Raw genomic sequence first — 22,987 nt, forward strand, 5'->3', positions numbered from 1 at the left:
CCGTTTCCGCGCCCTTCCGAGCCAGTCATCCTCATGTCCGAAAAGCCGCAAAAGTCCGACGCCAAAGACTATTCCAAGACGCTGTTCCTGCCCCAGACGGAATTCCCGATGCGCGCGGGCCTGCCGCAGCGCGAGCCGGAGATCCTCAAGCGCTGGTACGAGATCGGCCTCTACGAGAAGCTGCGCGAGAGCGCGAAGGGCCGCGACAAGTTCGTGCTGCATGACGGCCCGCCCTATGCCAACGGCAACATCCATATCGGCACGGCGCTGAACAAGATCCTGAAGGATCTCGTCACCAAGAGCCAGCAGATGCTCGGCTTCGATTCCAACTACGTTCCGGGCTGGGACTGCCACGGCCTGCCGATCGAATGGAAGGTCGAGGAGGAGCACTATCGCAAGAAGGGCAAGCAGAAGCCCGACTTCCGCGACAGTGCCGCCATGATCGACTTCCGGAAGGAATGCCGCGCCTATGCGACGCACTGGCTCAACGTGCAGCGCGAGGAATTCAAGCGTCTCGGCGTGATCGGCGACTGGGCCCATCCCTACGCCACCATGACCTATCCGGCGGAAGCGCAGATCGCGCGCGAGCTGATGAAGTTCGCCGCCAACGGCACGCTCTACCGCGGCTCCAAGCCGGTGATGTGGAGCGTGGTCGAGAAGACCGCGCTGGCGGAAGCCGAGGTCGAGTACGAGGACTACACGTCCGACATGGTCTGGGTGAAATTCCCGGTCACCTCGCCCGCGCATGGCGCGCTTGCGACCGCCAGCGTCGTGATCTGGACCACCACGCCCTGGACGCTGCCGGGCAACCGCGCCATCTCGTTCTCGCCGAAGATCGCCTATGGCCTCTACAAGGTGACGGATGCCCCTAGCGACAATTGGGCCAAGACCGGCGATCTCCTGATCCTCGCCGACGCGCTCGCCGAAGAGGTGTTCAAGCAGGCCCGCGTGACCGCCTATGAGAAGGTCCGCGACATCCCCGGCGACACCATGGACGCGATCGAGTGCGCCCATCCGCTGAAGGGGCTCGGCGGCGGCTACGAGTTCACGGTGCCGCTGCTCTCCGGCGACCACGTCACCGACGACACCGGCACAGGTTTCGTGCACACCGCACCCAGCCATGGCCGCGAGGACTTCGACGCCTGGATGGCGAACACGCGTGAGCTGGACGCGCGTGGCATCAACAGCGCGATCCCCTACACCGTCGACGAGAACGGCGCCTATACCGATCACGCGCCCGGCTTTGCCGGAAGGCGCGTCATCAACGACAAGGGCGAGAAGGGCGACGCCAACGACGCCGTGATCAAGGCGCTGGTCGACAGGGGCATGCTGCTCGCACGCGGACGGCTGAAGCATCAATATCCGCACTCCTGGCGCTCCAAGAAGCCGGTGATCTTCCGCAACACGCCGCAATGGTTCATCGCGATGGACAAGGACATTGCCGCGAACGGCAAGACCAAGTCCGGCGACACTCTGCGCGCCCGCGCGCTGCATGCGATCTCGGTCACGCAATGGGTGCCGCCATCTGGCGAGAACCGCATCAACGGCATGATCGAGGCGCGCCCCGACTGGGTGATCTCGCGCCAGCGCGCCTGGGGCGTGCCGATCGCCGTGTTCGTGCGCGAGAAGGGTGACGGCTCCGCCGAGATCCTCCAGGACGAGGCCGTCAACGCCCGCATCGGCGAAGCCTTCGAGAAGGAAGGCGCCGACGCCTGGTACGCGCAGGGCGCACGCGAGCGCTTCCTCGGCCCGTGCGCCAACGAAGACTGGCAGAAGGTCGACGACATCCTCGACGTCTGGTTCGATTCCGGCTCGACGCACGCCTTCGTGCTCGAGGACCCCGTGCAATTCCCCGGCCTTGCCGGCATCAAGCGCAAGGTCGACGGCGGCAAGGACACGGTGATGTACCTTGAGGGCTCGGACCAGCACCGCGGCTGGTTCCACTCGTCACTCTTGGAAAGCTGCGGCACGCGGGGACGCGCGCCCTACGACATCGTGCTGACGCACGGCTTCACCCAGGCCGAGGACGGCCGCAAGATGTCGAAGTCGCTCGGCAACACCATCGAGCCGCAGGCCGTCATCAAGGAATCCGGCGCCGACATTTTGCGACTCTGGGTCGCGTCCTGCGACTACACCGACGACCAGCGCATCGGCCCCGAGATCCTGAAGAACACGGTCGAGACCTACCGCAAGCTGCGCAACACCGTGCGCTGGATGCTCGGCACGCTGCATCACTACAAACCGGCCGACGCGGTCGCGCCCGCCGAGATGCCCGAGCTCGAGCGGCTGATGCTGCACGAGCTTGCGGCGCGCGCCGGCGCGATCCGCAAGGCCTACCAGGAATTCGACTACAAGACGGTGGTCGCGATCCTGTCCGCCTTCCTGAACAGCGAGCTCTCCGCGTTCTATTTCGACATCCGCAAGGACACGCTCTACTGCGATCCGCCGTCCTCGCTGACGCGCAAGGCGGCGCTGACCACGATCGACCTGCTCTGCAACGCGATCCTGAAATGGCTGGCGCCGATCCTGAGCTTCACCGCGGAGGAAGCCTGGCGGATGTACAGGCCCGATGCCGAGCCCTCGGTGCATCTCACAATGTTCCCGGAAGGTCTGGAAAAGCTCCGCGACGACAAGCTCGCCGCGAAATGGGAGACGATCCGCAACGTCCGCCGCGTCGTCACCGGCGCATTGGAGCTCGCGCGCGCCGCCAAGACCATCGGCTCGTCGCTGGAGGCCTCGCCGGTGATCTACATCGCCGACCGGGACATGATGATGACGCTGTTCGACACGGATCTTGCCGAGGTCTGCATCACCTCGAGCTATGAGGTGCGCGAGGGCGAGGCGCCCGCGAGCGCATTCCGTCTCGATGCCGTTCCCGGCGTCGCGGTCGTGGTGGAGAAGGCGGTCGGCACCAAATGCGCCCGCTCCTGGAAGATCTCACCGACGGTCGGCGAGGACCCCGAATATCCCGACGTCACCCCGCGCGACGCCAAGGCGCTGCGGGAATGGAAGGCGCTGGGAGTCAGCGTTTGAGGCCCTTCCATGCCGGCGTACTCGCGGCGGTCGCGACCCTGATCGCCGACCAGGCCTCAAAGCTCTGGCTGCTGAACGTGTTCGACCTCGCTCATCGCGGCGCGGTGAGGGTGACGCCGTTCTTCGATCTGGTGCTGGCCTGGAATATCGGGATCAGCTTCGGCTGGCTGCAGAACGACGGCCAGGCGGCGCAGATCGCGCTGATGGTCGTGAAGGCCGTCGCGGTGGTCGCGCTGGCGGTCTGGATGGCCCGGTCGCACACCCGGCTCGCTACGATCGCGCTGGGGCTCATCATCGGCGGCGCCATCGGCAACGGCATCGACCGCCTGGCCTACGGCGCGGTGGTCGATTTCGCCCTGCTCCACGTCGAAATCGGCGGAACTACCTATAATTGGTACGTTTTCAACCTTGCGGACGTGGCCATCGTTGCTGGGGTGGCAGCCCTATTGTATGATTCCTTCCTGGGGGTACCCGCCGCAAAAGCGCCCTGATCCCGGCCGATACGGGCCGGTGGGTGGAACCTTGCTTGCGAGGGTCGACCGCGCATGACGCGGCGATCTGCCACAATATGGAACAGGTACAGTAATGCGCAGCTCCGAAACCAGCGTTTCGATGGTTCGAGATCCCCAGCGGGGGCTCTGGCGGGTGCTGAAATTGTCCGCGGTCGCGCTGGGCATCGGCCTCGTCATGTCGACCGGCGCGGTCCGCGCCGGCGACGACAATGATGACGACGACATGACCTTCGAAGAGAAGCTCATCGACAACCTGATGTCCGGTATCGGCGCCAAGAGCATGGAGAAACCCGGTATCGACTATCGTGAGCGCTCGCCGCTCGTCGTGCCGCCCAAGCTCGACCTGCCGCCGCCCGCCGCGACCGAGGCCAAGGCCGCGCCGAACTGGCCGAAGGATCCTGACGTCAAGCGCCGCAAGGAAGCCATCGCCGCCCGGCAGAAGGCGAACAAGGCGAAGGAAAACTGGGAAGCGGCCCGGCCGCTGACGCCGGCCGAGATGAATGCCGCCAAGACGGCTGCGCCCGCCCGCGAGAACAACGATCCGATTCAGCCGGGCACCAACGGCAACCCGTCGCTGAGTCCAGCCCAGCTCGGCTACACCGGCGGCCTCTGGAACATGTTCAAGGGCAACACCTCCGAGGAGACGAAATTCACGTCGGAGCCTGCTCGCCAGTCGCTGACTGAGCCGCCGCCGGGATATCAGACGCCCTCACCGAACTACGCCTACGGCACTGGGCCGGACAAGTCGCGAAAGATGTATTACGACATCATGTCCGGCAAGGAGAAGGAGCAATAAGCTCCTTGCCTGTCGCAGCGCCTGGTCGCGCGGAACCGCCGCAATCGTCCGGTGTAGGCCGGACGCGGCAGATGACCTATTTTTAAGTTCAACTTAACGGCGTTCTCTGCTTCGTGAGCCGAAGCTCAAAGCCGCGCGGTGTAGCATGCCGTGCTTTCACGCCCGGACGTCAGGATCCGGGCATTCACAAGGATCGTGATGCCCTCATACCGATCGATTGCCTGCCTTCTCGCCGCGCTGCTCTCGACCTCTGCTTTCTCAGCCGGCAGTGCGCTCGCCCAGACCACGGTCACATCCGCACCGCCCGCGAGCTTCACGCTCAGCAACGGCCTTCAGGTCGTGGTGATCCCGGACCACCGCACGCCGGTGGTCACGGAGATGATCTGGTACAAGGTCGGCTCGGCCGACGAGACGCCGGGCAAGTCCGGCCTGGCTCACTTCCTCGAGCACCTGATGTTCAAGGGCACGCAGAAGCATCCGGTCGGCGAATTCTCCCAGACCGTGCTGCGCGTCGGTGGCAACGAGAACGCGTCGACCTCGGTCGACTACACCAACTATTACCAGCGCGTGCCGCGCGAGCAACTGCCGACCATGATGGAGTTCGAGGCCGACCGCATGACCGGCCTCATCCTCAAGGACGAGAACGTGCTGCCCGAGCGTGACGTCGTGCTCGAAGAGTACAACATGCGCGTGGCCAACAATCCCGATGCGCGGCTGAACGAGCAGATCATGGCCGCGCTCTATCTCAATCATCCCTATGGCCGGCCCGTGATCGGCTGGCACCAGGAGATCGAGAAGCTCGATCGCGAGGATGCGCTCGCCTTCTACCGCCGCTTCTACGCACCGAACAACGCGATCCTGGTGATCGCCGGCGACGTCGAACTCGCCGATGTCCGCCCGCTGGTCGAGCGCAATTTCGGGTCCATTCCGGCCCAGTCCGCCATCCCGGCGCGGCGCATCCGTCCGCAGGAGCCGGACCCGGCCGCCCCGCGCACCGTCACGCTCGCCGACCCCCGCGTCGAGCAGCCCAGCCTGCGGCGCTTCTATCTGGTGCCTTCGGCGACGACGGCCGCGGCCGGCGAGAGCGCGGCCCTCGACGTGCTCGCGCAGTTGATGGGCAGCGGCAGCAACTCCTATCTCTACCGCGCGCTCGTCGTCGATCGGCCGCTCGCGGTCTCCGCCAGCGCCAGCTACTCGAGCATCTCGCTCGATCCGACGCAGTTCTCGATCTCGGCCTCGCCGAAACCCGGCGTCAGCTTCGCCGAGGTCGAGCAGGCGGTCGATGGCGTCCTCGCCGGCATCGTGCAGAATCCGATCCGCGCCGAGGATTTGGAGCGGGTCAAGACCCAGCTCATCGCCGAAGCGATCTACGCCCAGGACAATCAGGCGGTGCTGGCGCGCTGGTATGGCGGCGCGCTGACCACGGGCCTGTCGATCGAGGACATCCGGAGCTGGCCGGATCGCATCCGCGCCGTCACCGCCGAACAGGTCCAGGCAGCCGCACAAAAATGGCTCGAGAAGAAGCGCTCGGTCACCGGCTATCTGATCAAGGACACCGCAACCGCCAAACGCGAGGAGAAGCGTTCGTGACCCATCCCTTCCTTCGCGCCCGACACATCGCACTGTCCTTCGTCACCGGCGCTGCGCTGGCGCTCGCCGCGGTCACGCCGTCGGAAGCCGCCGCAAAGATCCAGCACCTGGTCTCGCCGGGCGGCATCGAGGCCTGGTTCGTCCAGGACGCGACGGTGCCGCTGATCGCCATGGAATATTCGTTTGCTGGCGGCTCGGCCCAGGATCCCAAGGACAAGCCGGGCGTCGCCAACCTGGTCGGCGATCTCCTCGACGAGGGCTCCGGCGACCTCGATTCCAAGACCTTCCATGAACGGCTGGACCGCCGCGCCATCGAGCTCAGCTTCAGCGCCAGCCGCGACACCTTCCGCGGCAGCCTGCGCATGCTGCGCGACAACAGGGACGAAGCCTTCGACCTGTTGCGGATGGCATTGACCTCGCCGCATTTCGACACGGTCGACGTCGAGCGGATCCGCTCCCAGGTCCTCGCGGGGCTGCGCCGTGAGACCACCAATCCGTCCTCGCTGGCGAGCCGCAAATTCCTGGAGATCGCCTATGGCGATCATCCCTATGGGCGGCAGAGCAACGGCACGCTGGACAGCGTGCCGACCATCACGGTCGCCGATTTGAAGGATTACGTCGGCCGCGTGCTTGCCAAGGACACGCTGAAGGTCGCGGTCGTCGGCGACGTCGATCCGACCACCCTCGGCAAGCTGCTCGACCACACCTTCGGCAGCCTGCCCGCCAAGGCCAACCTCACGCCGGTCCCCGACATTGTAGCCGCCAAGCCGCCGCAGCGCGCCTTCGTGCCGCTCGACGTGCCGCAGACCGTGATCACCTTCGGCGGCCCGGGCTTCAAGCGCAACGATCCGAACTTCATGGCGGCCTATGTCGTCAACCACATTCTCGGCGGCGGCGGATTGTCGTCCCGGCTCTATCACGAAGTCCGCGAGAAGCGGGGCCTCGCCTATTCGGTGTACGAATCGCTGCTCTGGATGGAGCATTCGGCGCTGTTCATCGGCAATACCGGCACGCGCGCCGACCGCGCCGGCGAGACCATCGACGCCATCGAGAAGGAGGTGCGCCGCATCGCCGAGGAGGGCCCGACGCAGAAGGAGCTCGACGAGGCCAAGTCCTACCTCAAGGGCTCGCAGATGCTGGCGCTCGACACCTCCTCCAAGCTGGCCCAGGCGCTGCTGCAGTATCAGCAGGACAAGCTCCCGATCGACTATATCGAGAAGCGCAACGCCATCGTCGACGCAGTGACGCTGGATGATGCCAAGGCGGCCGCCAAGCGCCTGTGGGGCGAGGGACTCCTGACCGTGGTCGTCGGCCGCGCACCGCAGGCCGCGGCGCAGCCCGCAGCGGCCCCGGTGACGAAGTCGAACTGACTTCCTTACGTTGTCTGAAATGGCCGGGCGCGCCCCGGCCATTTTTTCGTCCGCTTATGCGCCATTGCCGAACGTAGACGTCCGCGATATGTCCGGGCATCACGAATGGTGCCACCATGCTGCGGATATCCCGCGATCTTGCCATCGACGAGGACGACATCGAGATCAGCTTCGTCCGCGCCTCGGGCCCGGGCGGACAGAACGTCAACAAGGTCGCGACCTCGGCGCAACTGCGCTTCGACACAAGCAGGCTGACCCTGCCGGAGGACGCCGGCCTGCGCCTTGCCCGCATCGCCGGCCAGCGCATGACCAAGGACGGCGTCATCGTCATCCATGCGCAACGCTTCCGCACCCAGGAGCGCAACCGGCAGGACGCGATCGACCGCCTCGTCGCGATCCTGAGCGAGGCCATGGTGCGCCCGACGCCGCGGCGCGCCACCCGGCCGACCTTCGCCTCCAAGCAGCGCCGGCTCGACGGCAAGAAGCGCCGCAGCGACGTCAAGGCTGGGCGCGGCGGACGCTTCGACGACTGAGCGACAAGAAACCTCCAGCCGCAAAGCGGCCGGAGGCTTGGCGTTTCGCGTCTCGGCCTTAGTAGCGCTTGCCGCTCGCGGGACTACCCGAAGCGGGGTCGCTGACTGTCCCCTTGGGCGCTGCACTGCCCGTGGTGCCGACCGCGCCCTTCGTTCCCTTGGTCGACTTCATGCCCATCCTCTCTCCCGCAGCACCCTGCTGGGTGCTCATATCCTCATCCTCGCTGCCGACCGCGCCGCCCTGCATGGGTTTGCTTTGCATGGTTCCGCCTGTCTTGGCGCCGGAGGACGTACCTTGCGCGAGAACGGGCGTCGCAATGAGAGCCGAGAGAGCGCATGCGATCACAGAGGTCTTGACCAACTTCATCCATTTCTCCTGGATTTTTTCGCGATGAACGGTTCGGCTGCTTCCTGCGCCGCTCGGCTGCACCGGAACATGTCATCGCGTAAAGAACTCGAACGGCGCGCTTCCCATGCAATCCGCGTCGTGTGGTCATCGTTTAGGGATTTCTGGGCGGTTTCGCGGAATTGTGCTCCTCATATGCGGCAGCGCGGAACACACGCACACCGCGAGCACCAGCGCTTGCGGCGAAATAGCCCGCTACTACCACCGCATCTCTAACGCCGCCTAGAGTTTGCGCACCCTGACGTTCATGTGGATGGGCGGGCTCTTGGTGATGCGCGCAGTCATGCTGGGATTGTGCACCGCGATGGTGCTGGTGGTGCAGGTCGCCGATGCGCAAATGCCCTTGCCGGCCGCAAAGCCGCCGGATGGCGCGACGCTGTTCAAGCAGCAATGCGCGGTGTGCCACACGATGGATATGTCAGCACCGACGCGGCAGGGCCCGCCACTGGTCAGGATCGTGGGACGTACGGCCGGCAAGGTCGAAGGCTTTCGCTATTCGGAAGGCCTCGCGAAAGCGGACTTCATCTGGGACGAGGCCAGGCTCGATGCCTGGCTGAAAAATCCGCAAGCGGTCATTCCCGGCGTGGTCATGGCCTACCGTCAGGCCAAGCCGGAGACGCGCACCGCCATCATCGCTTATCTGAAGGAGCAGAACTGAATGGCGAAACCGGTCCATTCCATGATCCGTGTATTCGACGAGGCGCGATCGCTCGACTTCTACAGGCGCGCCTTCGGCCTCGAAGTCGCAGATCACCTGAAATTTGCGGACTTTGCCTTGATCTATCTGCGTCACCCGTCCTCACCTTTCGAGGTGGAGCTGACGGTCAATTTCGATCGCAAGGAGCCGTACGGCCTGGGTGACGGCTACGGCCATCTCGCCGTGGTGGTCGAGGATCTCGATGCCGAGCATGCCCGCTTCGAGCGCGAAAAGCTCGCGCCGGGACCGCTGCGCGACTTCAAGCACGATGGCAAGACGTTGGCGCGCTTCTTCTTCGTCAGTGATCCCGATGGCTACAAGATCGAGGTGATCCAGCGGGGCGGACGTTTCAACTAATCAAAATCACAAGAACTACGGAGGAAAACCATGAGAGAAGTCGACCGTCGAAGCAAGCATAGCCGCCGCGTCTTTCTCAAGGGCGCGGTGACGGCCGTGCCGGTCGTGGCCGCAGCGGCGAGTGTCGGCGTCAGCATCGAGAGCGCCTGGGCCGACGATGCGAGCGCATTGGAACCCGCGACGATGAAGACGCTGCTGAAGGTCGCGCGCGACATCTATCCGCACGATGTTCTCGGCGACAGCTACTACATCGTTGCGATCAAGCCGTGGGACGGCAAGGCCGCCAAGGATCCCGCCGTCAAGTCCCTCATCAGCGACGGCATCGCCAGGCTCGATCAGAATGCACGCGACCGTCACAAGGTGCCCTATGCCGAAGTGCCCTGGGAAGCCGACCGCGTGGTGCTGCTGAAGGAGATCGAGCAGAGCGACTTCTTCCAGAAGGTGCGCGGCGATCTCATCGTGTCCCTCTACAACCAGAAGGAAGTCTGGCCGAAGTTCGGTTACGAGGGCTCCTCCGCCGAGCATGGCGGCTACATCAACCGCGGCTTTGCCGACATCGACTGGCTGCCGAAGGCTTAAGTCGCACCCCAACGGTTCAGGAGAACGCATATGGCAAAATTCGATCTGAACGACAGCGGCGTTGTGGTGATCGTCGGCTCCGGTGCCGGTGGCGGCACGCTGGGCAACGAGCTCGCACAGAAGGGCGTCAAGGTCGTCATCCTCGAGGCCGGTCCTCGCATCGAGAACCAGGACTTCATCAACGACGAGTGGGACAGCTTTTCCCAGCTCGCCTGGTCGGACACGCGCACCACGTCGGGAACATGGCGCGTCGCCAAGGACTTCCCGAATCTTCCCGCCTGGATCGTCAAGGCGGTCGGCGGCTCCACGGTGCATTGGGCCGGCGCCTCGCTGCGCTTCGACGAGCACGAGTTCAAGGTGAAAAGCACCTACGGCAACATTCCCGGCGCCAACCTGCTGGACTGGCCGGTCACGCTCGCGGAGATGGAGCCATGGTACGCCAAAGCCGAGAACAAGATGGGCGTGACCCGCACCAACGGCATTCCCGGACTGCCCGGCAACAATAATTTCAAGGTGCTCGAAGCCGGCGCGAAGAAGCTCGGCTACAAGACCGTGCACACCGGCAACATGGCGATCAACAGCCAGCCGCGCGACGGACGCGGCTCATGCCAGCAGATCGGCTTCTGCTTCCAGGGCTGCAAATCCGGCGCGAAATGGTCGACGCTCTACACCGAGATCCCGAAGGGCGAGGCGACCGGCAATCTCGAGGTCCGGCCCAACAGCATGGTGATCAAGATCGAGCACGACGCCAGCGGCAAGGTGACCGGCGTCGTCTATGCCGACGAGAGCGGCGCGACGCAGCGCCAGAAGGCGCGCATCGTTGCGGTCGCCGGCAATTCGATCGAGAGCCCGCGGCTGCTGCTCAACAGCGCCTCGACCATGTTCCCCGACGGCCTCGCCAATTCGAGCGGCCAGGTCGGCCGCAACTACATGCGCCACATGACGGGCAGCGTCTACGCGGTGTTCGAAAAGTCGGTGCACATGTATCGCGGCACGACCATGGCTGGCATCATCCGCGACGAGGCGGCCAACAATCCGAAGCGTGGCTTCGTCGGCGGCTACGAGATGGAGACGCTGTCGATCGGCCTGCCGTTCATGGCCGCGTTCCTCAATCCCGGCGCCTGGGGACGTCCGTTCACCTCAGCGCTCGACGGCTATCCGCGGATGGCCGGCATGTGGCTGGTCGGCGAGGACATGCCGCAGGAAACCAACCGCATCACGCTCGATCCGACCGTGAAGGACAAGCACGGAATGTCGGTCGCGAGCGTGCATTTCGACGATCATCCCAACGATGTCGCGATGCGCGCCCACGCCTACAAGCAGGGTGCCGCGGTCTACGACGCCGTCGGCGCCACCGTGACCTATCCGACGCCGCCCTATCCGAGCACTCACAATCTCGGCACCAACCGGATGAGCGAGAAGGCGAAGGATGGCGTCGTCAACAAGTTCGGACAGACCCACGACGTCAAGAACCTGTTCGTCTCAGACGGCAGCCAGTTCACCAGCGGCGCGGCCTGCAATCCGACGCTGACCATCGTCGCGCTCGCCATCCGGCAGGCCGACTACATCGCCGGCGCGATGCAGAAGAAGGAGATCTAAAAGGGAATGAGATTGGTCTGAGTGCAAGCCGCGAGGTAGGTACGCTCCCTCTCCCGCTTGCGGGGGAGGGCTGGGGTGGGGGTACTTCCGCAATCGACGCCCCCCCGAGAGGAGAGAGCCCCCACCCGGCGCTACGCGCCGACCTCCCCCGCAAGCGGGAGAGGTGAACCGCATCCTCGGCTTGCATCGATTCAACCAATAGCACCTGACACAACGAAGCGGCTCTGTCCTTACTGGACAGAGCCGCTTCAGTTTTCATGTCGAGTCTTAGAGCCGGATGCCGCTATTCAGCCGCATCGAGGATGGGCGTAACCGCGCTCTTGAAGTCCTGCACCGGCGCCATGCTCCTGGAGCGGTAGATCAGGCAGGAGCAGCGCAGGAGCGAGGCGAAATTGTTGACCTCGCCGTGATGGTCGAGGACCTCGTTGTAGAGCGTCGTCAGGAACTTGCCGAGGCTTACGTTCTCCTTGGCCGCCATCTCCTCCAGCGTGTCCCAGAAGGCCATTTCCAGGCGGATCGAGGTGCAATGCCCATCGATCCTGAGCGAGCGGGTCTGGGACTCGTAGTCGCGTTGGGGCTGATGCGCGAAGAGATGGCACATGGCGTCCTCCCGTTTTGTTGCCATTTTTTCACGATGCTACACCCCCGCCCCACGCCTCACAATCAGGACAGCGGCAGGAGATCGGCACCCATCACCGGCATCACCGGCGCACGAACGTCCAATGTCTTCAATGTGATAGACCTCCCCCTTCCCCAGCCTGTCACGATGGGGTTGCTCCACACATGCTTTTGACGCAACACGGCTTAAGATAACGCGACCAGCGAATCCCCAGACCTAAGCCCATGCCCGTCCGCCAGCTTCCAGAGCAAGTCGTCAACCGCATCGCCGCCGGCGAGGTGGTCGAGCGCCCGGCGAGCGTGGTCAAGGAGCTCGTCGAGAACGCGATCGATGCCGGTGCGAGCCGGATCGACGTGTTCACCGATGGCGGCGGGCGGCGGCGGATCGGCATCACCGACGACGGCGGCGGCATGACCGCGAAGGACCTGTCGCTTGCGGTCGAGCGCCATGCCACCTCCAAGCTCGACGACGAGGACCTGCTGCAGATCCGCACGCTCGGGTTCCGTGGCGAGGCACTGCCCTCGATCGGCTCGGTCGCGCGGCTCTCGATCACGACGCGGCATGCGAGCGAGCCGCATGCCTGGGCGCTGTCGGTCGAGGGCGGCGACAAGTCCGAGATCATGCCGGCGGCGCTGGCGCATGGCACCCGCGTCGAGGTCAACGACCTCTTCTATGCGACACCGGCGCGGTTGAAGTTTCTGAAGACCGACCGCACCGAGGCCGAAGCCATCCGCGAGGTGGTGCGGCGCCTGGCGATGGCGCGGCCGGATATCGCCTTCACGCTGGCAGGCGAGGAGCGCGCACCAGTCACCTGGGCCGCGGCGCTGCCCGGCGCCGCCGGCCGCCTGACGCGGCTCGGCGATATCCTGGGAGCGGAGTTCCGCAGCCACGCCATCGAAATTCACGCCGAACGCGAGGGCGTCGTGGTCGCCGGCTATGCCGCCGCCCCTGCGCTGACGAAAGCCAACGCGCTCGGGCAGTATCTGTTCGTCAACGGCCGCCCGGTGCGCGACAAGCTGATCCTCGGCGCGGTGCGCGCGGCCTATTCCGACTATCTGCCGCGCGACCGCCATCCCGTGGTGGCGCTGTTCGTCACGCTCGACCCGCGCGAGGTCGACGCCAACGTGCATCCGGCCAAGACCGAGGTGCGGTTCCGCAACGCCGGCCTCGTGCGCGCCCTGATCGTGCATGGATTGAAGGAGGGCTTGGCGCGCGAGGGTCGGCGCACGGCCGCCAACAGCGGCGGCAGCGCGTTGTCCTCGTTCCGCCCTGCTTTCACGCCACGCCCGGCGAGCTGGGACTGGCGGCAGTCGCCGTCGGCGCCCACGCCGCCGCTGCCGTCGTTCGACGGCGCCGCCGCGCCCGTTTTCGCGGAGCGCGCGCAGGCCGCCTTTGATGTCGGCGCACCGAGCGCAGATGTGCGGATCGAGACGCAGCCGATCGGCGACCTCGTCGATCGCCCACTCGGGGCAGCCCGCACGCAGATCCATGAAAACTACATCGTCTCGCAGACGCGCGACGGCCTCGTTATCGTCGACCAGCATGCCGCACACGAGCGCATCGTCTATGAGCGGCTGAAGGCGTCATTGGCAGCCAACGGCGTGCAGCGGCAGATCCTCCTGATCCCCGAGATCGTCGAGATGGATGAGGGCACGGTCGAGCGATTGCTCGCACGCGGCGACGAGCTTGCGTCCTTCGGGCTCGCGATCGAATCCTTCGGCCCCGGCGCGGTCGCTGTGCGCGAGACGCCGTCGCTGCTCGGCAAGACCAATGCGGGCGGCTTGTTGCGCGACCTCGCCGAGCACATGGCCGAATGGGACGAGGCGCTGCCGCTGGAGCGCCGGCTGATGCACGTCGCTGCCACCATGGCCTGCCATGGTTCGGTACGTGCCGGCCGCCGGCTCAAGCCGGAGGAGATGAACGCACTGCTGCGCGAGATGGAGGAGACGCCGAACTCCGGCCAGTGCAATCACGGCCGGCCGACTTACGTCGAGCTGAAGCTTGCGGACGTAGAGAAGCTGTTCGGGCGAAGGTAGCAGCGCGCTTGTAGGGTGGGTTATAGCGTCCGCCGAAGCTCGAAGAGCGAAGGCGGAAGCGTAACCCACCACTTCTGTCTCCGCGGAAGCCAAAGAGGTGGGTTACGCCTGACGGACTGCGCTTCGCGCAGCCGTAGGGCTAACCCACCCTACGATCTCTACGAAGCTCTCAGAAACACGAACTCCGTGTCATCATAGGCGCGCCGCTCCAACTCCTCGTAGCCTTCAGGCGCAGCAAACTGCGCGGCCTTCGCCTCCTCGACCACCAGCAGCGCACCCGGCGTGAGCCAACCGCCGTCGCGCAACGAGGCGAGCGCCTGCTCGGCAAGACCTTTGCCATAGGGCGGATCGAGAAACACCAGCGAGAACGGCTCGACCGGATGCGCGGGGCCGAGATCGGTCGCATCGCGGCGATAGACCTTGGTCACACCGCCAAGGCCGAGCGCCTCGACATTGTTGCGGAGCAACGCGCGGGCCTCGGCGCCGTTGTCGACGAACAGCGTGAATTTCGCGCCGCGCGAGACCGCCTCGATGCCGAGCGCGCCGGTGCCGGCGAAGAGATCGAGCACGCGCGCATCCTGGATCGGATCGTCATAGGCGTGCACGAGAATGTTGAACACGGACTCGCGCAGGCGATCCGCAGTCGGGCGGATGTCGCGCGAGGACGGTGAGGCGAGATTGCGCCCCTTCAATCGACCGCCGACGACGCGCAACTAGTCCTCCCGCGGCTTCAGATCGCGCTTGCCGTGATAGCCGCGCTTGGGACGGCGCGGCGGGCCATAGCCGCTGGCCTCGAGCTCGTTGCGCTCGCGCGCCTCCTCGCTGCCGGTGCGCTGCACCAGCACGCGACGGCCCTTGCGGTCGCTGATCACCGCCCTCTTGCTCACCGGCTTCTTCTCGCGCGGGGCATCGTCGTCGCGCGAAGCAGATTTCGAGGGCACGTCGAACTGCGCGCCCGACTTCTCGATCACCTTGTCGCCGAGCTGCTCGCGCAGCACGCGCGACTTGATCTCGTCGACCTGGCCTTCGGGAATCTCGCCGAGCTGGAACGGGCCGTAGGACACGCGGATCAGCCGGTTCACCTCGAGCCCGAGATGGGCGCAGACGTTGCGCACCTCGCGGTTCTTGCCTTCGCGGATCGCGAACACCAGCCAGACATTGGCGCCCTGGTCGCGCTCGAGCGTCGCTTCGATCGGACCGTATTTGACGCCCTCGACCTCGATGCCGTTCTTGAGCTCGTCGAGCTGCGCCTGGGTGACGTCGCCATGAGCGCGGACGCGGTAGCGGCGCAGCCAGCCGGTATCCGGCAGCTCGAGCGTGCGCGCGAGCCCGCCATCATTGGTGAGCAGCAGCAGGCCTTCAGTGTTGAAGTCGAGCCGGCCGACCGAGATCAGACGCGGCAGGCCTTCGGGCAGATTGTCGAACACGGTCGGACGTCCCTCGGGATCGTCATGCGTCGTCATCAGCCCGCGCGGCTTGTGATAGAGGAACAGCCGCGTGCGCTCGCGCGGCGGCAACGGCTTGCCGTCGACGGCGACGACGTCGTTCTGGGTGACGTCCAGGGCCGGCGAGTTGATCACCCGGCCGTTGACGGTGACACGCCCTTGCGTGACCATCTCCTCGGCATCGCGGCGCGAAGCGAGACCCGCGCGCGCCAGCACCTTGGCGATGCGCTCGCCGGCCTTCTTCGGCTTCGGCGCCTCGTCGCGATGAGGACGGCCCTCGAAATTACGATCGCGCTCGCGATAGGCGCCGCGGCCGCCAAAGGCCGGACGCCTGGTGAAGATCTGGCTGTCGTCCTCGTTGTCGCGGCGCGGACGGTCGCGGAAGCGGCCCTCGCTGCGCGGATGCTCGTGCCAGTCGGAACGGCCCTCGCCGCGATCCTCGCGCGAACGACCGAACCTCGGACGGTCCTCGCCAAAACGCTCCTCGCGCGAGCGCGAGAAACGCGGGCGATCCTCACCGCCCTCGTCGCGCCGCCGGGGGAAGCGCGGACGATCCTCGCCGCGCCCGCCTTCCCGGCGGTCGTCGCGCTGACGCCAGGGCTTCTCCTCGCCGCGGTCGCGGCCGCCAAAGTCCTTGCCGAAAGGTTTGCCAAAATTCTTGCGAGGGCGGTCGTCCCGATCGCGCGGACGGTCGCCGAAGCTGCGCTTGCGATCCCCGCCCTCGAAATCGCGCTTGCGATCACCGAAGTCGCGCTTTCGCTCTTTCCCCTCGAAATCACGATCGCGGCCAAAATCCTTGCGGGGCCGATCCGAGCCGCCGCGCGAAAACTTGCGGTCCTCGAAGCGCCGCTCCGAGCGCTCACCACGCGGCGCGCGCTCGTCACGGTCGAATTTCGGGCGATCTCCGCGCGGCTTGAACGGACGGTCGCCCCGCGGCTTGAAGCTGCGCTCGCCGCGATCCTCACCACCGCGGTCGTCGCGCTTGAAGCGCGGACGGTCGCTGAAGTCGCGGCGCGGGGCGTCGCCCTCCTCACGGCGGCGGAACGGACGGCTGTCGCGGTCGCCGCGGGAGGGGCGCTCCTCGCGGTCGCCCTTGCCGGCAAAGCCGCGCTTGGCGAACTTCTTCTCAGGTCCCCTCGGCTTGCCGCTGCGGCCCTTGAATGACCCCTTGGGCCCGCCTCGATCACGCCGGCCGCGCGGGGAATCGTTGTGTTTGTCGCTGTCGCGGGGCATGAAGCGTCTCACTTAGGGATGGTCAAAAGGGCATTGTGCGCGCTCATTCCGAGCCGCATGCTCAGGCAAAACCGGTATCCACTCTTGCTGAAGGCGGAGCTAGTAGCAGGTTTCTGGCGATGATACGAGGCATGAAAGCCCCTTCTTTCATGGATTTGGCGCTCAAGACGGCCGAAAATGCCGGAAAATCGGGCGAAGTTCCGATCGGATGCGTGGTCGTCCGCAATTATGAGGTCATCGCCACCGCGGCCAATCGGACGCTGACCGACCACGACCCCACGGCCCATGCCGAGATCATCGCGCTGCGCGAGGCCGCCCAAAAGATCGGCAGCGAGCGGTTGGTGGACTGCGATCTCTACGTGACGCTGGAGCCCTGCACCATGTGTGCGGGCGCGATCTCCTTTGCAAGGGTCAGGCGGCTCTATTACGGGGCCGCCGACCCCAAGGGCGGCGCGGTCGAGTCCGGCGTGCGCTTCTTCGCCTCGCCCACCTGCCATCACGTCCCGGACGTCTATTCCGGGGTCGGCGAGAGCGAGGCGGCGCGGCTGTTGCGGGAGTTCTTTCGGGAGCGGCGTTAACCCGCCAGGAAAAACGCGCGCAGTGCCTTCGCGGTGGCCTCGGGGTTCTCCTCCGTGAGGAAGTGCCCGGAATCCACCGGCATGCCGTCCACGTTCGTAGCCCACTGTTTCCACGTATCGAGCGGCGTGGCCGCGGCTTGCGCGACGCCGGCATTGCCCCAGAGCGCGAGCATCGGGACCGTGATCTTCTTGCCGGCCTCGAAATCGGCCTTGTCGAGGTCGTAGTCGAAATAGGCGCCGGCGCGGTAGTCCTCGCACATCGCGTGCACGCGCGCGGGGTCGCGGAACGGCGCGATGTAGTGCTCGAGCGCGCGCTTGTCGATGGCGTCAAGCGTCTTCGACTTGGTCTGGCTCGCCATCTTGAAGCGCAGGAAGAACTCGCCATTGCCCGAGATCAGCGTCTCCGGCAACGGATAGGGCTGCGCGAGGAAAGTCCAGTGATAGATCTTCAGCGCGTACTGCCGGTTCATCCGCTCCCAGTAATTATAGGTCGGCAGGATATCGAGCACGGCAAGCCGCGACAGCCGGCCGGGATGATCGAGCGCGAGCCGGTAGGAGACCCGGCCGCCGCGGTCGTGGCCGGCGAGCGCAAAGTGCACGTGGCCGAGCTGCTCCATCGCCTGCACCATGGCCTTGGCCATCGCGCGCTTGCTGTAGGGGATATGCAGTGCGTCGCTCTCGGGCATGTCGGACCAGCCATAGCCCGGCAGGTCGGCGATGATCAGCGTGAAGGCATCTGCAAGCTCGGGCGCCACGCGGTGCCACATCACATGCGTCTCGGAGAAGCCATGCAGGAGCAAGAGCGGCGGCCCCTTGCCGCCGACACGCGCGAAGACCCGGCCAAAGGACGTATTGATCCATTCGGAGGCGAAGCCGGGATAGAGGTCGGCGAGATCGGACATCTTTTGCATCCTTATCTGGTTGTTCCCGTGGCACCCGATGGAGAGCCCATGGTGCCCCCAGCGAAAATCTCAAAAACAACCTCATGCAAAGTAGCATGGCAGTTGCCGGCAAGGAGGCTCCGATTGCGCGCCGACGGGAAAAACGACTGTCAGCTCTTCGCCTTCTCCGCTTCCACCGCCTGCCAGCCGATGTCGCGGCGGCAGAAGCCGTCCGGCCAGTTGATGCGGTCGACGGCCTGATAAGCGCGGCTCTGCGCTTCCGTCACGGTCTTGCCGAGCGCGCAGACATTGAGCACGCGGCCGCCATTGGCGAGGATCGCACCGTCCTTCGCGACGGTGCCGGCATGGAAGATCTCGACGGTGTCGACCTTGGCGGCCTCGTCGAGCCCTTCGATGCGCGTGCCCTTCTGATAGTCGCCGGGATATCCCTTCGCGGCCATCACCACGGTGAGCGCGGATTCCGGGTACCAGCGTAGATCAAAATGCTTCAACTCCCCGTCGCAGGCGGCGATGAACGCCGGCACGATGTCCGACATCATGCGCAGCATCAGCACCTGGCACTCGGGATCACCGAAGCGGACGTTGAACTCGAACAGTTTTGGCCCCTGCGAGGTCAGCATGATCCCGGCATAGAGCACGCCGCGGAACGGCGTGCCGCGCTTCTTCATGCCGGCAACCGTCGGCAAAATGATCTTCGCCATGATCGCGTCATGGATCGCGGGCGTGACCAGCGGCGTCGGCGAATAGGCGCCCATGCCGCCGGTGTTCGGGCCGACGTCGTGATCGAACACGCGCTTGTGGTCCTGGGCCGAGGCGAGCGGAATCGCGGTCTCGCCGTCGCAGAGTGCGAAGAAGCTGATCTCGCGGCCCGGCAGGAATTCCTCGATCACGACCTCGGCGCCGGCCTCGCCAAAGGCGCCCTCGAACATCATGGCGATGGCGTCCTCCGCCTCGCGCACGGTCTTGGCGACGACGACTCCCTTGCCGGCGGCAAGGCCGTCCGCCTTCACCACGATCGGGGCGCCCTGGCTCTGGACGTAGGCAAGCGCGTCGGCGGCTTTCGTGAAGCGCTTGTAGGCGCCGGTCGGAATACCAAATTCGGTGCACAGCGCCTTGGTGAAGCCCTTGGAGCTTTCGAGCTGGGCGGCCGCCTTGCTCGGTCCGAACGCCTTGATGCCGGCGGCGGTGAGGTCATCGATAATGCCGGCCGCAAGCGGCGTCTCCGGGCCAACCACCACGAGCTCGACGGCGTTCGTCTTGCAGAAGTCGATCACGGCGGCATGGTCGGCGACATCCAGCGCCACGCATTCCGCCTCCCGCGCGATGCCGGCATTGCCGGGCGCGCACCAGAATTTGGTCACCAGGGGAGAGGCGGCGATTTTCCACGCCAGGGCGTGTTCGCGGCCGCCAGAACCGAGCAGGAGGATGTGCATGATGGGCCCAGATGTTATTGCCGCGATGCGGCAGTGCGGTTTACCATGGTCGCGTTCCACCGCAACACGGCTGCGGCCTCGCCGTGTGGATATATGGTTGCCCGCGCAGCCCTAGGCCGGTAACCCTGCATAAATAGCCCGAATCGAGCCTGAATGCCGCCTGCGGAACAACTGCTCAACGCGCCCGAATTCACCGTCTCCGAGCTCTCGCTGTCCCTGAAGCGGACGGTCGAGGATGCCTATGGCCATGTCCGGGTCCGCGGCGAGATCTCCGGCTTCCGTGGCGCCCATTCCTCCGGGCACTGCTATTTCGCGCTCAAGGACGAGAGCGCCAAGATCGAGGCGGTGATCTGGAAGGGCGTCCACAGCCGGATGCGCTTCAAGCCCCAGGAAGGGCTCGAGGTCATCGCCACCGGCAAGCTCACCACCTATCCGGGCTCCTCGAAGTACCAGATCGTGATCGAGGCGCTGGAGCCGGCCGGCATCGGCGCGCTGATGGCGCTGATGGAGGAGCGCAAGAAGAAGCTCGCCGCCGAGGGCCTGTTCGACGAGGCGCGAAAGCAGCTCCTGCCGTGGCTGCCGGAGGTGATCGGCGTCGTGACCTCGCCGACCGGCGCGGTCATCCGCGACATCCTGCACCGGCTCGAGGACCGCTTTCCCCGCCGCGTGCTGGTCTGGCCGGTCAAGGTGCAGGGCGAAGGCTCGGCCGAGCAGGTCGCGGCCGCGATCCGCGGCTTCAACGCGCTGCCCGAGGGCGGCAAGATTCCGCGGCCCGACGTGCTGATCGTGGCGCGCGGCGGCGGCTCGCTGGAGGATCTCTGGTCGTTCAACGAGGAGATCGTGGTCCGCGCCGCGGCCGAGAGCATGATCCCGCTGATCTCGGCGGTCGGGCATGAGACCGATATCACCCTGATCGATTTCGCCGCCGACAAGCGCGCGCCGACGCCAACAGCCGCGGCCGAAATGGCCGTGCCCGTGCGCAGCGATCTCTTCGTCGAGGTCGCCGACCTCGCCCGCCGCACCCGCGCCTATTGGCAGCGTAGCCAGGAGAGCCGCCGCAGCGAGCTGCGCGCAGCCGCGCGCGCATTGCCGGCCGCGGGCGATCTCCTCGCGATTCCGCGCCAACGCCTCGACTCCGCGGGTGCCGCCCTGCCCCGCGGCCTCAAGGCCAACACGCATGCGCATTTCCGCAGGTTCACCGCCGCCAGCGCGAAACTGACGCTGCGGGTGCTGCACGGCCAGATCGCGCAGGCCGACCATCGGCTCACCGTGTGCGGCGAGCGGCTCGGCCTGTCCGCGCGTTCCCTGCTGCGGCAGCGGCGCGACCGCTTCGCCGGACTTGACGTGCGGCTGCGCGCCTCGCGCCTCTCCAACGCGCAGGCCCAGCGCAACGCAATCGCCCGCCAGCGCGAGCGCACGCATCGTCTTGCCGAGCGCGCCGGCCGCGCGCTGGCGACGCTGCTGCAACGGCTCGATGCTCGCGTCGAGAACAGCGGCAAACTGCTCTCCGCGCTGTCCTATCGCAGTGTGCTCGCGCGCGGCTTTGCTCTCGTGCGCGACGAGGCCGGCCACCCCCTGCATTCCGCCGACGCGATCGGGCCGAGCGCGCGGCTCGAGATCGAGTTTGGAGATGGCCGCGTGGGCGCGACAGCGGATGCCGATCGCCCCGCACCGACCGCGCCCCCGACGTCGCAGCCGAAGCCGGCCTCGCGCGAGGCAAAGCCGGCACCGAAGCGCGTGGCCAAGCCGGTGGATCAGGGCAGCCTGTTCTAAAGGTGAGGTAACTCTCTCTGTCATTCCCCGCGAAAGCGGGGAATCCAGTACGCCGCGGCTTCTCAATGAACTACGGACGTCTCGAGTACTGGATCGCCCGATCAAGTCGGGCGATGACACTGAGTGAGTGGCAAGCGCATGCAACACACTCGCTGTCGTCCTGGCGAAAGCCAGGACGACATTGGGGAGATTTGGTCGCCCCACGGCATCATCTCACGGCGACGCCGTCATTTGCCTTACCGGCAGGACAATCCCGCGTCGATCGTGGTCCAGAAGCCGCAATGTTCCGGCGCAAGCTGCGGTGCGCCGGCGCGGGCCTCGAAGAGGAAGATCGCGACGGTGAAGATGACCAGTGCAGAGGAGAAGAGCAGGACGCGGTGGCGCATGTGATTGGCGTTTAATCGACATCATGGTCGAACTATGGCGGCACTGTTTGCGCTGAAACCGGTCGCCGTTCCATCCGTAGATTCCCGGTCGGCCATCTTGTTCCGTGCAGGGCGGTGGTCGATGCGGGGCTGTCCGCCTCACATTGTTCCTCGGGCGGCCCCGCTTCGGACTACCGCGCCAGCCACTCCGCGACTTCCTTCTGCGCCTCCGCGCGCGCTTCCGTGTCGGTGCCGAGATGGCCGTGCTCGGGCGTTGCGACGTCGGTGCTGCCGGCGAGCGCGTGCACCGGCAAATTGGCGCGGTCGAAATCGTGATAGGCGCCGGGATAGACCACGATGCGCGCGAGCGCGCTGCGGCCGTGCGCGCCCTCGACCATCTGGCGGCAGGCCGGCGGCGACGACACGTCGTCGTTGCCTCCGATCAGGACCAGCGTCGGCACCCGGGCGCTCCAGCCGAGCCCAGCGGAAATCCGGCAATCCGGATAGAACGCGACGGCGGCGCGAAAATCCGGGTTCGCGTCGCGTGCCGCATTCTGCGGGCGCACCGCCCAGAGCAGCGCGCTGGCGCCGTTGGCCCAGCCGATCAGGCTGACCCGATCGCGCGCCACCCAGGTCTGCTTCATCAGCCAGGCGCGCGAGGCCACGATATCGGCGACGCGCTCGCGCCGCGCCTTGACGTGCCCTTCCTTGACCCGGCATTGCGGCCCGACTTCGCGCGAGCCGTAGCTGTCGGGCAGCAGCACCGCGTTACCTGTCTTGAGGAATTGCAGGGCCCAGTCGCGATAGCGCGGCGCGACCGGGTCGGAATGGCCGCCGAGCCCGCCGCAGCCATGCAGTGCAATCACCGTCGGAAACGGTCCTGCCCCGTCTGGCTTGTAGAGCTGCGCATGCAGGACCCCACCCGCTAGCGGAATATCAACCTGCTGCGGCGCAGGCGTGGACGCGGTCGCAGGCGCGGTCGCCGCATGGGCGGGCGACAGCAGAAGCGCCAGGAACAGGGCGATTGACGGAAGGCGCATCGGAGACTGCCGTGAGTGACCGGGACCAGCGATCCTTCGCACGAGCACTATCATGCGTGAACGGCGGCAAAACATCACAAGCCGGTGGGTT

21 protein-coding genes are annotated in these 22,987 nt (G+C 66.0%); 13 read left to right on the forward strand and 8 right to left on the reverse strand.

Features of this window, described 5'->3' with window-relative positions:
• Window positions 1-33 precede the first annotated feature (33 nt).
• The 6 genes from ileS to arfB all read left to right on the forward strand — a co-directional run bounded on the left by ileS (window position 34) and on the right by arfB (window position 7,834).
• Window positions 34-3,033, forward strand: a complete 3,000-nt coding sequence (ileS, locus tag K289_RS0113040; RefSeq protein ID WP_027551919.1) for an isoleucine--tRNA ligase — start codon at window positions 34-36, stop codon at window positions 3,031-3,033.
• Window positions 3,030-3,524, forward strand: a complete 495-nt coding sequence (lspA, locus tag K289_RS0113045) for a signal peptidase II (protein WP_027551920.1) — start codon at window positions 3,030-3,032, stop codon at window positions 3,522-3,524. Before ileS ends, lspA begins: the two co-directional genes overlap by 4 nt.
• Before the next feature lie 94 nt (window positions 3,525-3,618).
• Entirely contained in the window at window positions 3,619-4,341 is a 723-nt protein-coding gene (locus K289_RS0113050; RefSeq protein ID WP_027551921.1) for a hypothetical protein, read from the forward strand.
• 198 nt (window positions 4,342-4,539) lie between these two features.
• Complete coding sequence (locus K289_RS0113055; protein WP_027551922.1) at window positions 4,540-5,931, forward strand: pitrilysin family protein; 1,392 nt, start codon at window positions 4,540-4,542, stop codon at window positions 5,929-5,931.
• Window positions 5,928-7,301, forward strand: a complete 1,374-nt coding sequence (locus K289_RS0113060; RefSeq protein ID WP_027551923.1) for a pitrilysin family protein — start codon at window positions 5,928-5,930, stop codon at window positions 7,299-7,301. Before K289_RS0113055 ends, K289_RS0113060 begins: the two co-directional genes overlap by 4 nt.
• A gap of 116 nt (window positions 7,302-7,417) precedes the next feature.
• Window positions 7,418-7,834, forward strand: a complete 417-nt coding sequence (gene arfB, locus K289_RS0113065; RefSeq protein ID WP_027551924.1) for an alternative ribosome rescue aminoacyl-tRNA hydrolase ArfB — start codon at window positions 7,418-7,420, stop codon at window positions 7,832-7,834.
• A 58-nt stretch (window positions 7,835-7,892) separates the two neighbouring features.
• On the opposite strand, the gene K289_RS0113070 is transcribed toward arfB, so the two are convergent.
• Window positions 7,893-8,201 carry a hypothetical protein gene (locus K289_RS0113070; protein ID WP_027551925.1) on the reverse strand — a complete coding sequence of 103 codons (309 nt, stop codon included), beginning with the start codon at window positions 8,199-8,201 and terminating at the stop codon, window positions 7,893-7,895.
• A 310-nt stretch (window positions 8,202-8,511) separates the two neighbouring features.
• Between K289_RS0113070 and K289_RS0113075 the strand changes: the two genes are divergently transcribed.
• Genes K289_RS0113075 through K289_RS0113090 form a run of 4 tightly spaced genes read left to right on the forward strand, consistent with a single transcriptional unit; the run spans window position 8,512 to window position 11,472 of the window.
• Window positions 8,512-8,898 (forward strand): cytochrome c family protein, encoded by a 387-nt coding sequence (locus K289_RS0113075; RefSeq protein WP_027551926.1) that lies wholly within the window; start codon window positions 8,512-8,514, stop codon window positions 8,896-8,898.
• Window positions 8,899-9,294 carry a VOC family protein gene (locus K289_RS0113080; protein WP_027551927.1) on the forward strand — a complete coding sequence of 132 codons (396 nt, stop codon included), beginning with the start codon at window positions 8,899-8,901 and terminating at the stop codon, window positions 9,292-9,294.
• Window positions 9,295-9,324: 30 nt separating this feature from the next.
• Window positions 9,325-9,873, forward strand: a complete 549-nt coding sequence (locus tag K289_RS0113085) for a hypothetical protein (protein WP_027551928.1) — start codon at window positions 9,325-9,327, stop codon at window positions 9,871-9,873.
• 30 nt (window positions 9,874-9,903) lie between these two features.
• Entirely contained in the window at window positions 9,904-11,472 is a 1,569-nt protein-coding gene (locus K289_RS0113090) for a GMC family oxidoreductase (RefSeq protein WP_027551929.1), read from the forward strand.
• A gap of 283 nt (window positions 11,473-11,755) precedes the next feature.
• Here K289_RS0113090 and K289_RS0113095 read toward each other — a convergent pair whose 3' ends face one another.
• Window positions 11,756-12,073 (reverse strand): ribbon-helix-helix domain-containing protein, encoded by a 318-nt coding sequence (locus K289_RS0113095; protein ID WP_027551930.1) that lies wholly within the window; start codon window positions 12,071-12,073, stop codon window positions 11,756-11,758.
• A gap of 242 nt (window positions 12,074-12,315) precedes the next feature.
• Here K289_RS0113095 and mutL point away from each other — a divergent pair, with 242 nt between their 5' ends.
• Window positions 12,316-14,127: a DNA mismatch repair endonuclease MutL gene (gene mutL / locus K289_RS0113100; protein ID WP_027551931.1), complete on the forward strand. Its 1,812-nt coding sequence runs from the start codon at window positions 12,316-12,318 to the stop codon at window positions 14,125-14,127.
• Between the two features lie 158 nt (window positions 14,128-14,285).
• On the opposite strand, the gene rsmD is transcribed toward mutL, so the two are convergent.
• Entirely contained in the window at window positions 14,286-14,840 is a 555-nt protein-coding gene (rsmD, locus tag K289_RS0113105) for a 16S rRNA (guanine(966)-N(2))-methyltransferase RsmD (RefSeq protein ID WP_027551932.1), read from the reverse strand.
• Window positions 14,841-16,805, reverse strand: coding sequence for a pseudouridine synthase (locus K289_RS0113110; RefSeq protein WP_027551933.1), 1,965 nt, complete (start codon window positions 16,803-16,805; stop codon window positions 14,841-14,843).
• A gap of 119 nt (window positions 16,806-16,924) precedes the next feature.
• On the opposite strand from K289_RS0113110, the gene K289_RS0113115 reads away from it, so the two are divergent.
• Window positions 16,925-17,383 (forward strand): nucleoside deaminase, encoded by a 459-nt coding sequence (locus K289_RS0113115; RefSeq protein ID WP_035684603.1) that lies wholly within the window; start codon window positions 16,925-16,927, stop codon window positions 17,381-17,383.
• Here K289_RS0113115 and K289_RS0113120 read toward each other — a convergent pair.
• A complete protein-coding gene (locus tag K289_RS0113120) occupies window positions 17,380-18,285 on the reverse strand; it encodes an alpha/beta fold hydrolase (RefSeq protein WP_027551935.1) in 906 nt (301 codons plus the stop codon). The two genes, K289_RS0113115 and K289_RS0113120, sit on opposite strands and share 4 nt — an antisense overlap.
• 149 nt (window positions 18,286-18,434) lie before the next feature.
• Window positions 18,435-19,718, reverse strand: coding sequence for a phosphoribosylamine--glycine ligase (gene purD / locus K289_RS0113125; RefSeq protein WP_027551936.1), 1,284 nt, complete (start codon window positions 19,716-19,718; stop codon window positions 18,435-18,437).
• 153 nt (window positions 19,719-19,871) lie between these two features.
• On the opposite strand from purD, the gene xseA reads away from it, so the two are divergent.
• Complete coding sequence (xseA, locus tag K289_RS0113130) at window positions 19,872-21,491, forward strand: exodeoxyribonuclease VII large subunit (RefSeq protein ID WP_027551937.1); 1,620 nt, start codon at window positions 19,872-19,874, stop codon at window positions 21,489-21,491.
• Between the two features lie 236 nt (window positions 21,492-21,727).
• Here xseA and K289_RS50390 read toward each other — a convergent pair whose 3' ends face one another.
• Together K289_RS50390 and K289_RS0113140 are read right to left on the reverse strand one after the other, a co-directional pair.
• Window positions 21,728-21,877, reverse strand: a complete 150-nt coding sequence (locus K289_RS50390) for a hypothetical protein (protein ID WP_145927705.1) — start codon at window positions 21,875-21,877, stop codon at window positions 21,728-21,730.
• Between the two features lie 170 nt (window positions 21,878-22,047).
• A complete protein-coding gene (locus K289_RS0113140; protein ID WP_027551938.1) occupies window positions 22,048-22,896 on the reverse strand; it encodes a dienelactone hydrolase family protein in 849 nt (282 codons plus the stop codon).
• Between the last annotated feature and the right edge of the window lie 91 nt (window positions 22,897-22,987).

It is taken from the genome of Bradyrhizobium sp. Cp5.3 (genome assembly GCF_000426265.1).
Lineage (GTDB): Bacteria > Pseudomonadota > Alphaproteobacteria > Rhizobiales > Xanthobacteraceae > Bradyrhizobium > Bradyrhizobium neotropicale.

Excerpts from the sequence above, each read along its gene's own strand:
- ileS (WP_027551919.1), top strand. The coding sequence starts at position 34 with ATGTCCGAAAAGCCGCAAAAGTCCGACGCCAAAGACTATTCCAAGACG.
- K289_RS0113050 (WP_027551921.1), top strand. The coding sequence starts at position 3,619 with ATGCGCAGCTCCGAAACCAGCGTTTCGATGGTTCGAGATCCCCAGCGG.
- K289_RS0113055 (WP_027551922.1), top strand. The coding sequence starts at position 4,540 with ATGCCCTCATACCGATCGATTGCCTGCCTTCTCGCCGCGCTGCTCTCG.
- arfB (WP_027551924.1), top strand. The coding sequence starts at position 7,418 with ATGCTGCGGATATCCCGCGATCTTGCCATCGACGAGGACGACATCGAG.
- K289_RS0113070 (WP_027551925.1), bottom strand. The coding sequence starts at position 8,201 with ATGAAGTTGGTCAAGACCTCTGTGATCGCATGCGCTCTCTCGGCTCTC.
- K289_RS0113075 (WP_027551926.1), top strand. The coding sequence starts at position 8,512 with ATGCGCGCAGTCATGCTGGGATTGTGCACCGCGATGGTGCTGGTGGTG.
- K289_RS0113080 (WP_027551927.1), top strand. The coding sequence starts at position 8,899 with ATGGCGAAACCGGTCCATTCCATGATCCGTGTATTCGACGAGGCGCGA.
- K289_RS0113085 (WP_027551928.1), top strand. The coding sequence starts at position 9,325 with ATGAGAGAAGTCGACCGTCGAAGCAAGCATAGCCGCCGCGTCTTTCTC.
- K289_RS0113090 (WP_027551929.1), top strand. The coding sequence starts at position 9,904 with ATGGCAAAATTCGATCTGAACGACAGCGGCGTTGTGGTGATCGTCGGC.
- K289_RS0113095 (WP_027551930.1), bottom strand. The coding sequence starts at position 12,073 with ATGTGCCATCTCTTCGCGCATCAGCCCCAACGCGACTACGAGTCCCAG.
- mutL (WP_027551931.1), top strand. The coding sequence starts at position 12,316 with ATGCCCGTCCGCCAGCTTCCAGAGCAAGTCGTCAACCGCATCGCCGCC.
- K289_RS0113110 (WP_027551933.1), bottom strand. The coding sequence starts at position 16,805 with ATGCCCCGCGACAGCGACAAACACAACGATTCCCCGCGCGGCCGGCGT.
- K289_RS0113115 (WP_035684603.1), top strand. The coding sequence starts at position 16,925 with ATGATACGAGGCATGAAAGCCCCTTCTTTCATGGATTTGGCGCTCAAG.
- K289_RS0113120 (WP_027551935.1), bottom strand. The coding sequence starts at position 18,285 with ATGTCCGATCTCGCCGACCTCTATCCCGGCTTCGCCTCCGAATGGATC.
- purD (WP_027551936.1), bottom strand. The coding sequence starts at position 19,718 with ATGCACATCCTCCTGCTCGGTTCTGGCGGCCGCGAACACGCCCTGGCG.
- xseA (WP_027551937.1), top strand. The coding sequence starts at position 19,872 with ATGCCGCCTGCGGAACAACTGCTCAACGCGCCCGAATTCACCGTCTCC.
- K289_RS50390 (WP_145927705.1), bottom strand. The coding sequence starts at position 21,877 with ATGCGCCACCGCGTCCTGCTCTTCTCCTCTGCACTGGTCATCTTCACC.
- K289_RS0113140 (WP_027551938.1), bottom strand. The coding sequence starts at position 22,896 with ATGCGCCTTCCGTCAATCGCCCTGTTCCTGGCGCTTCTGCTGTCGCCC.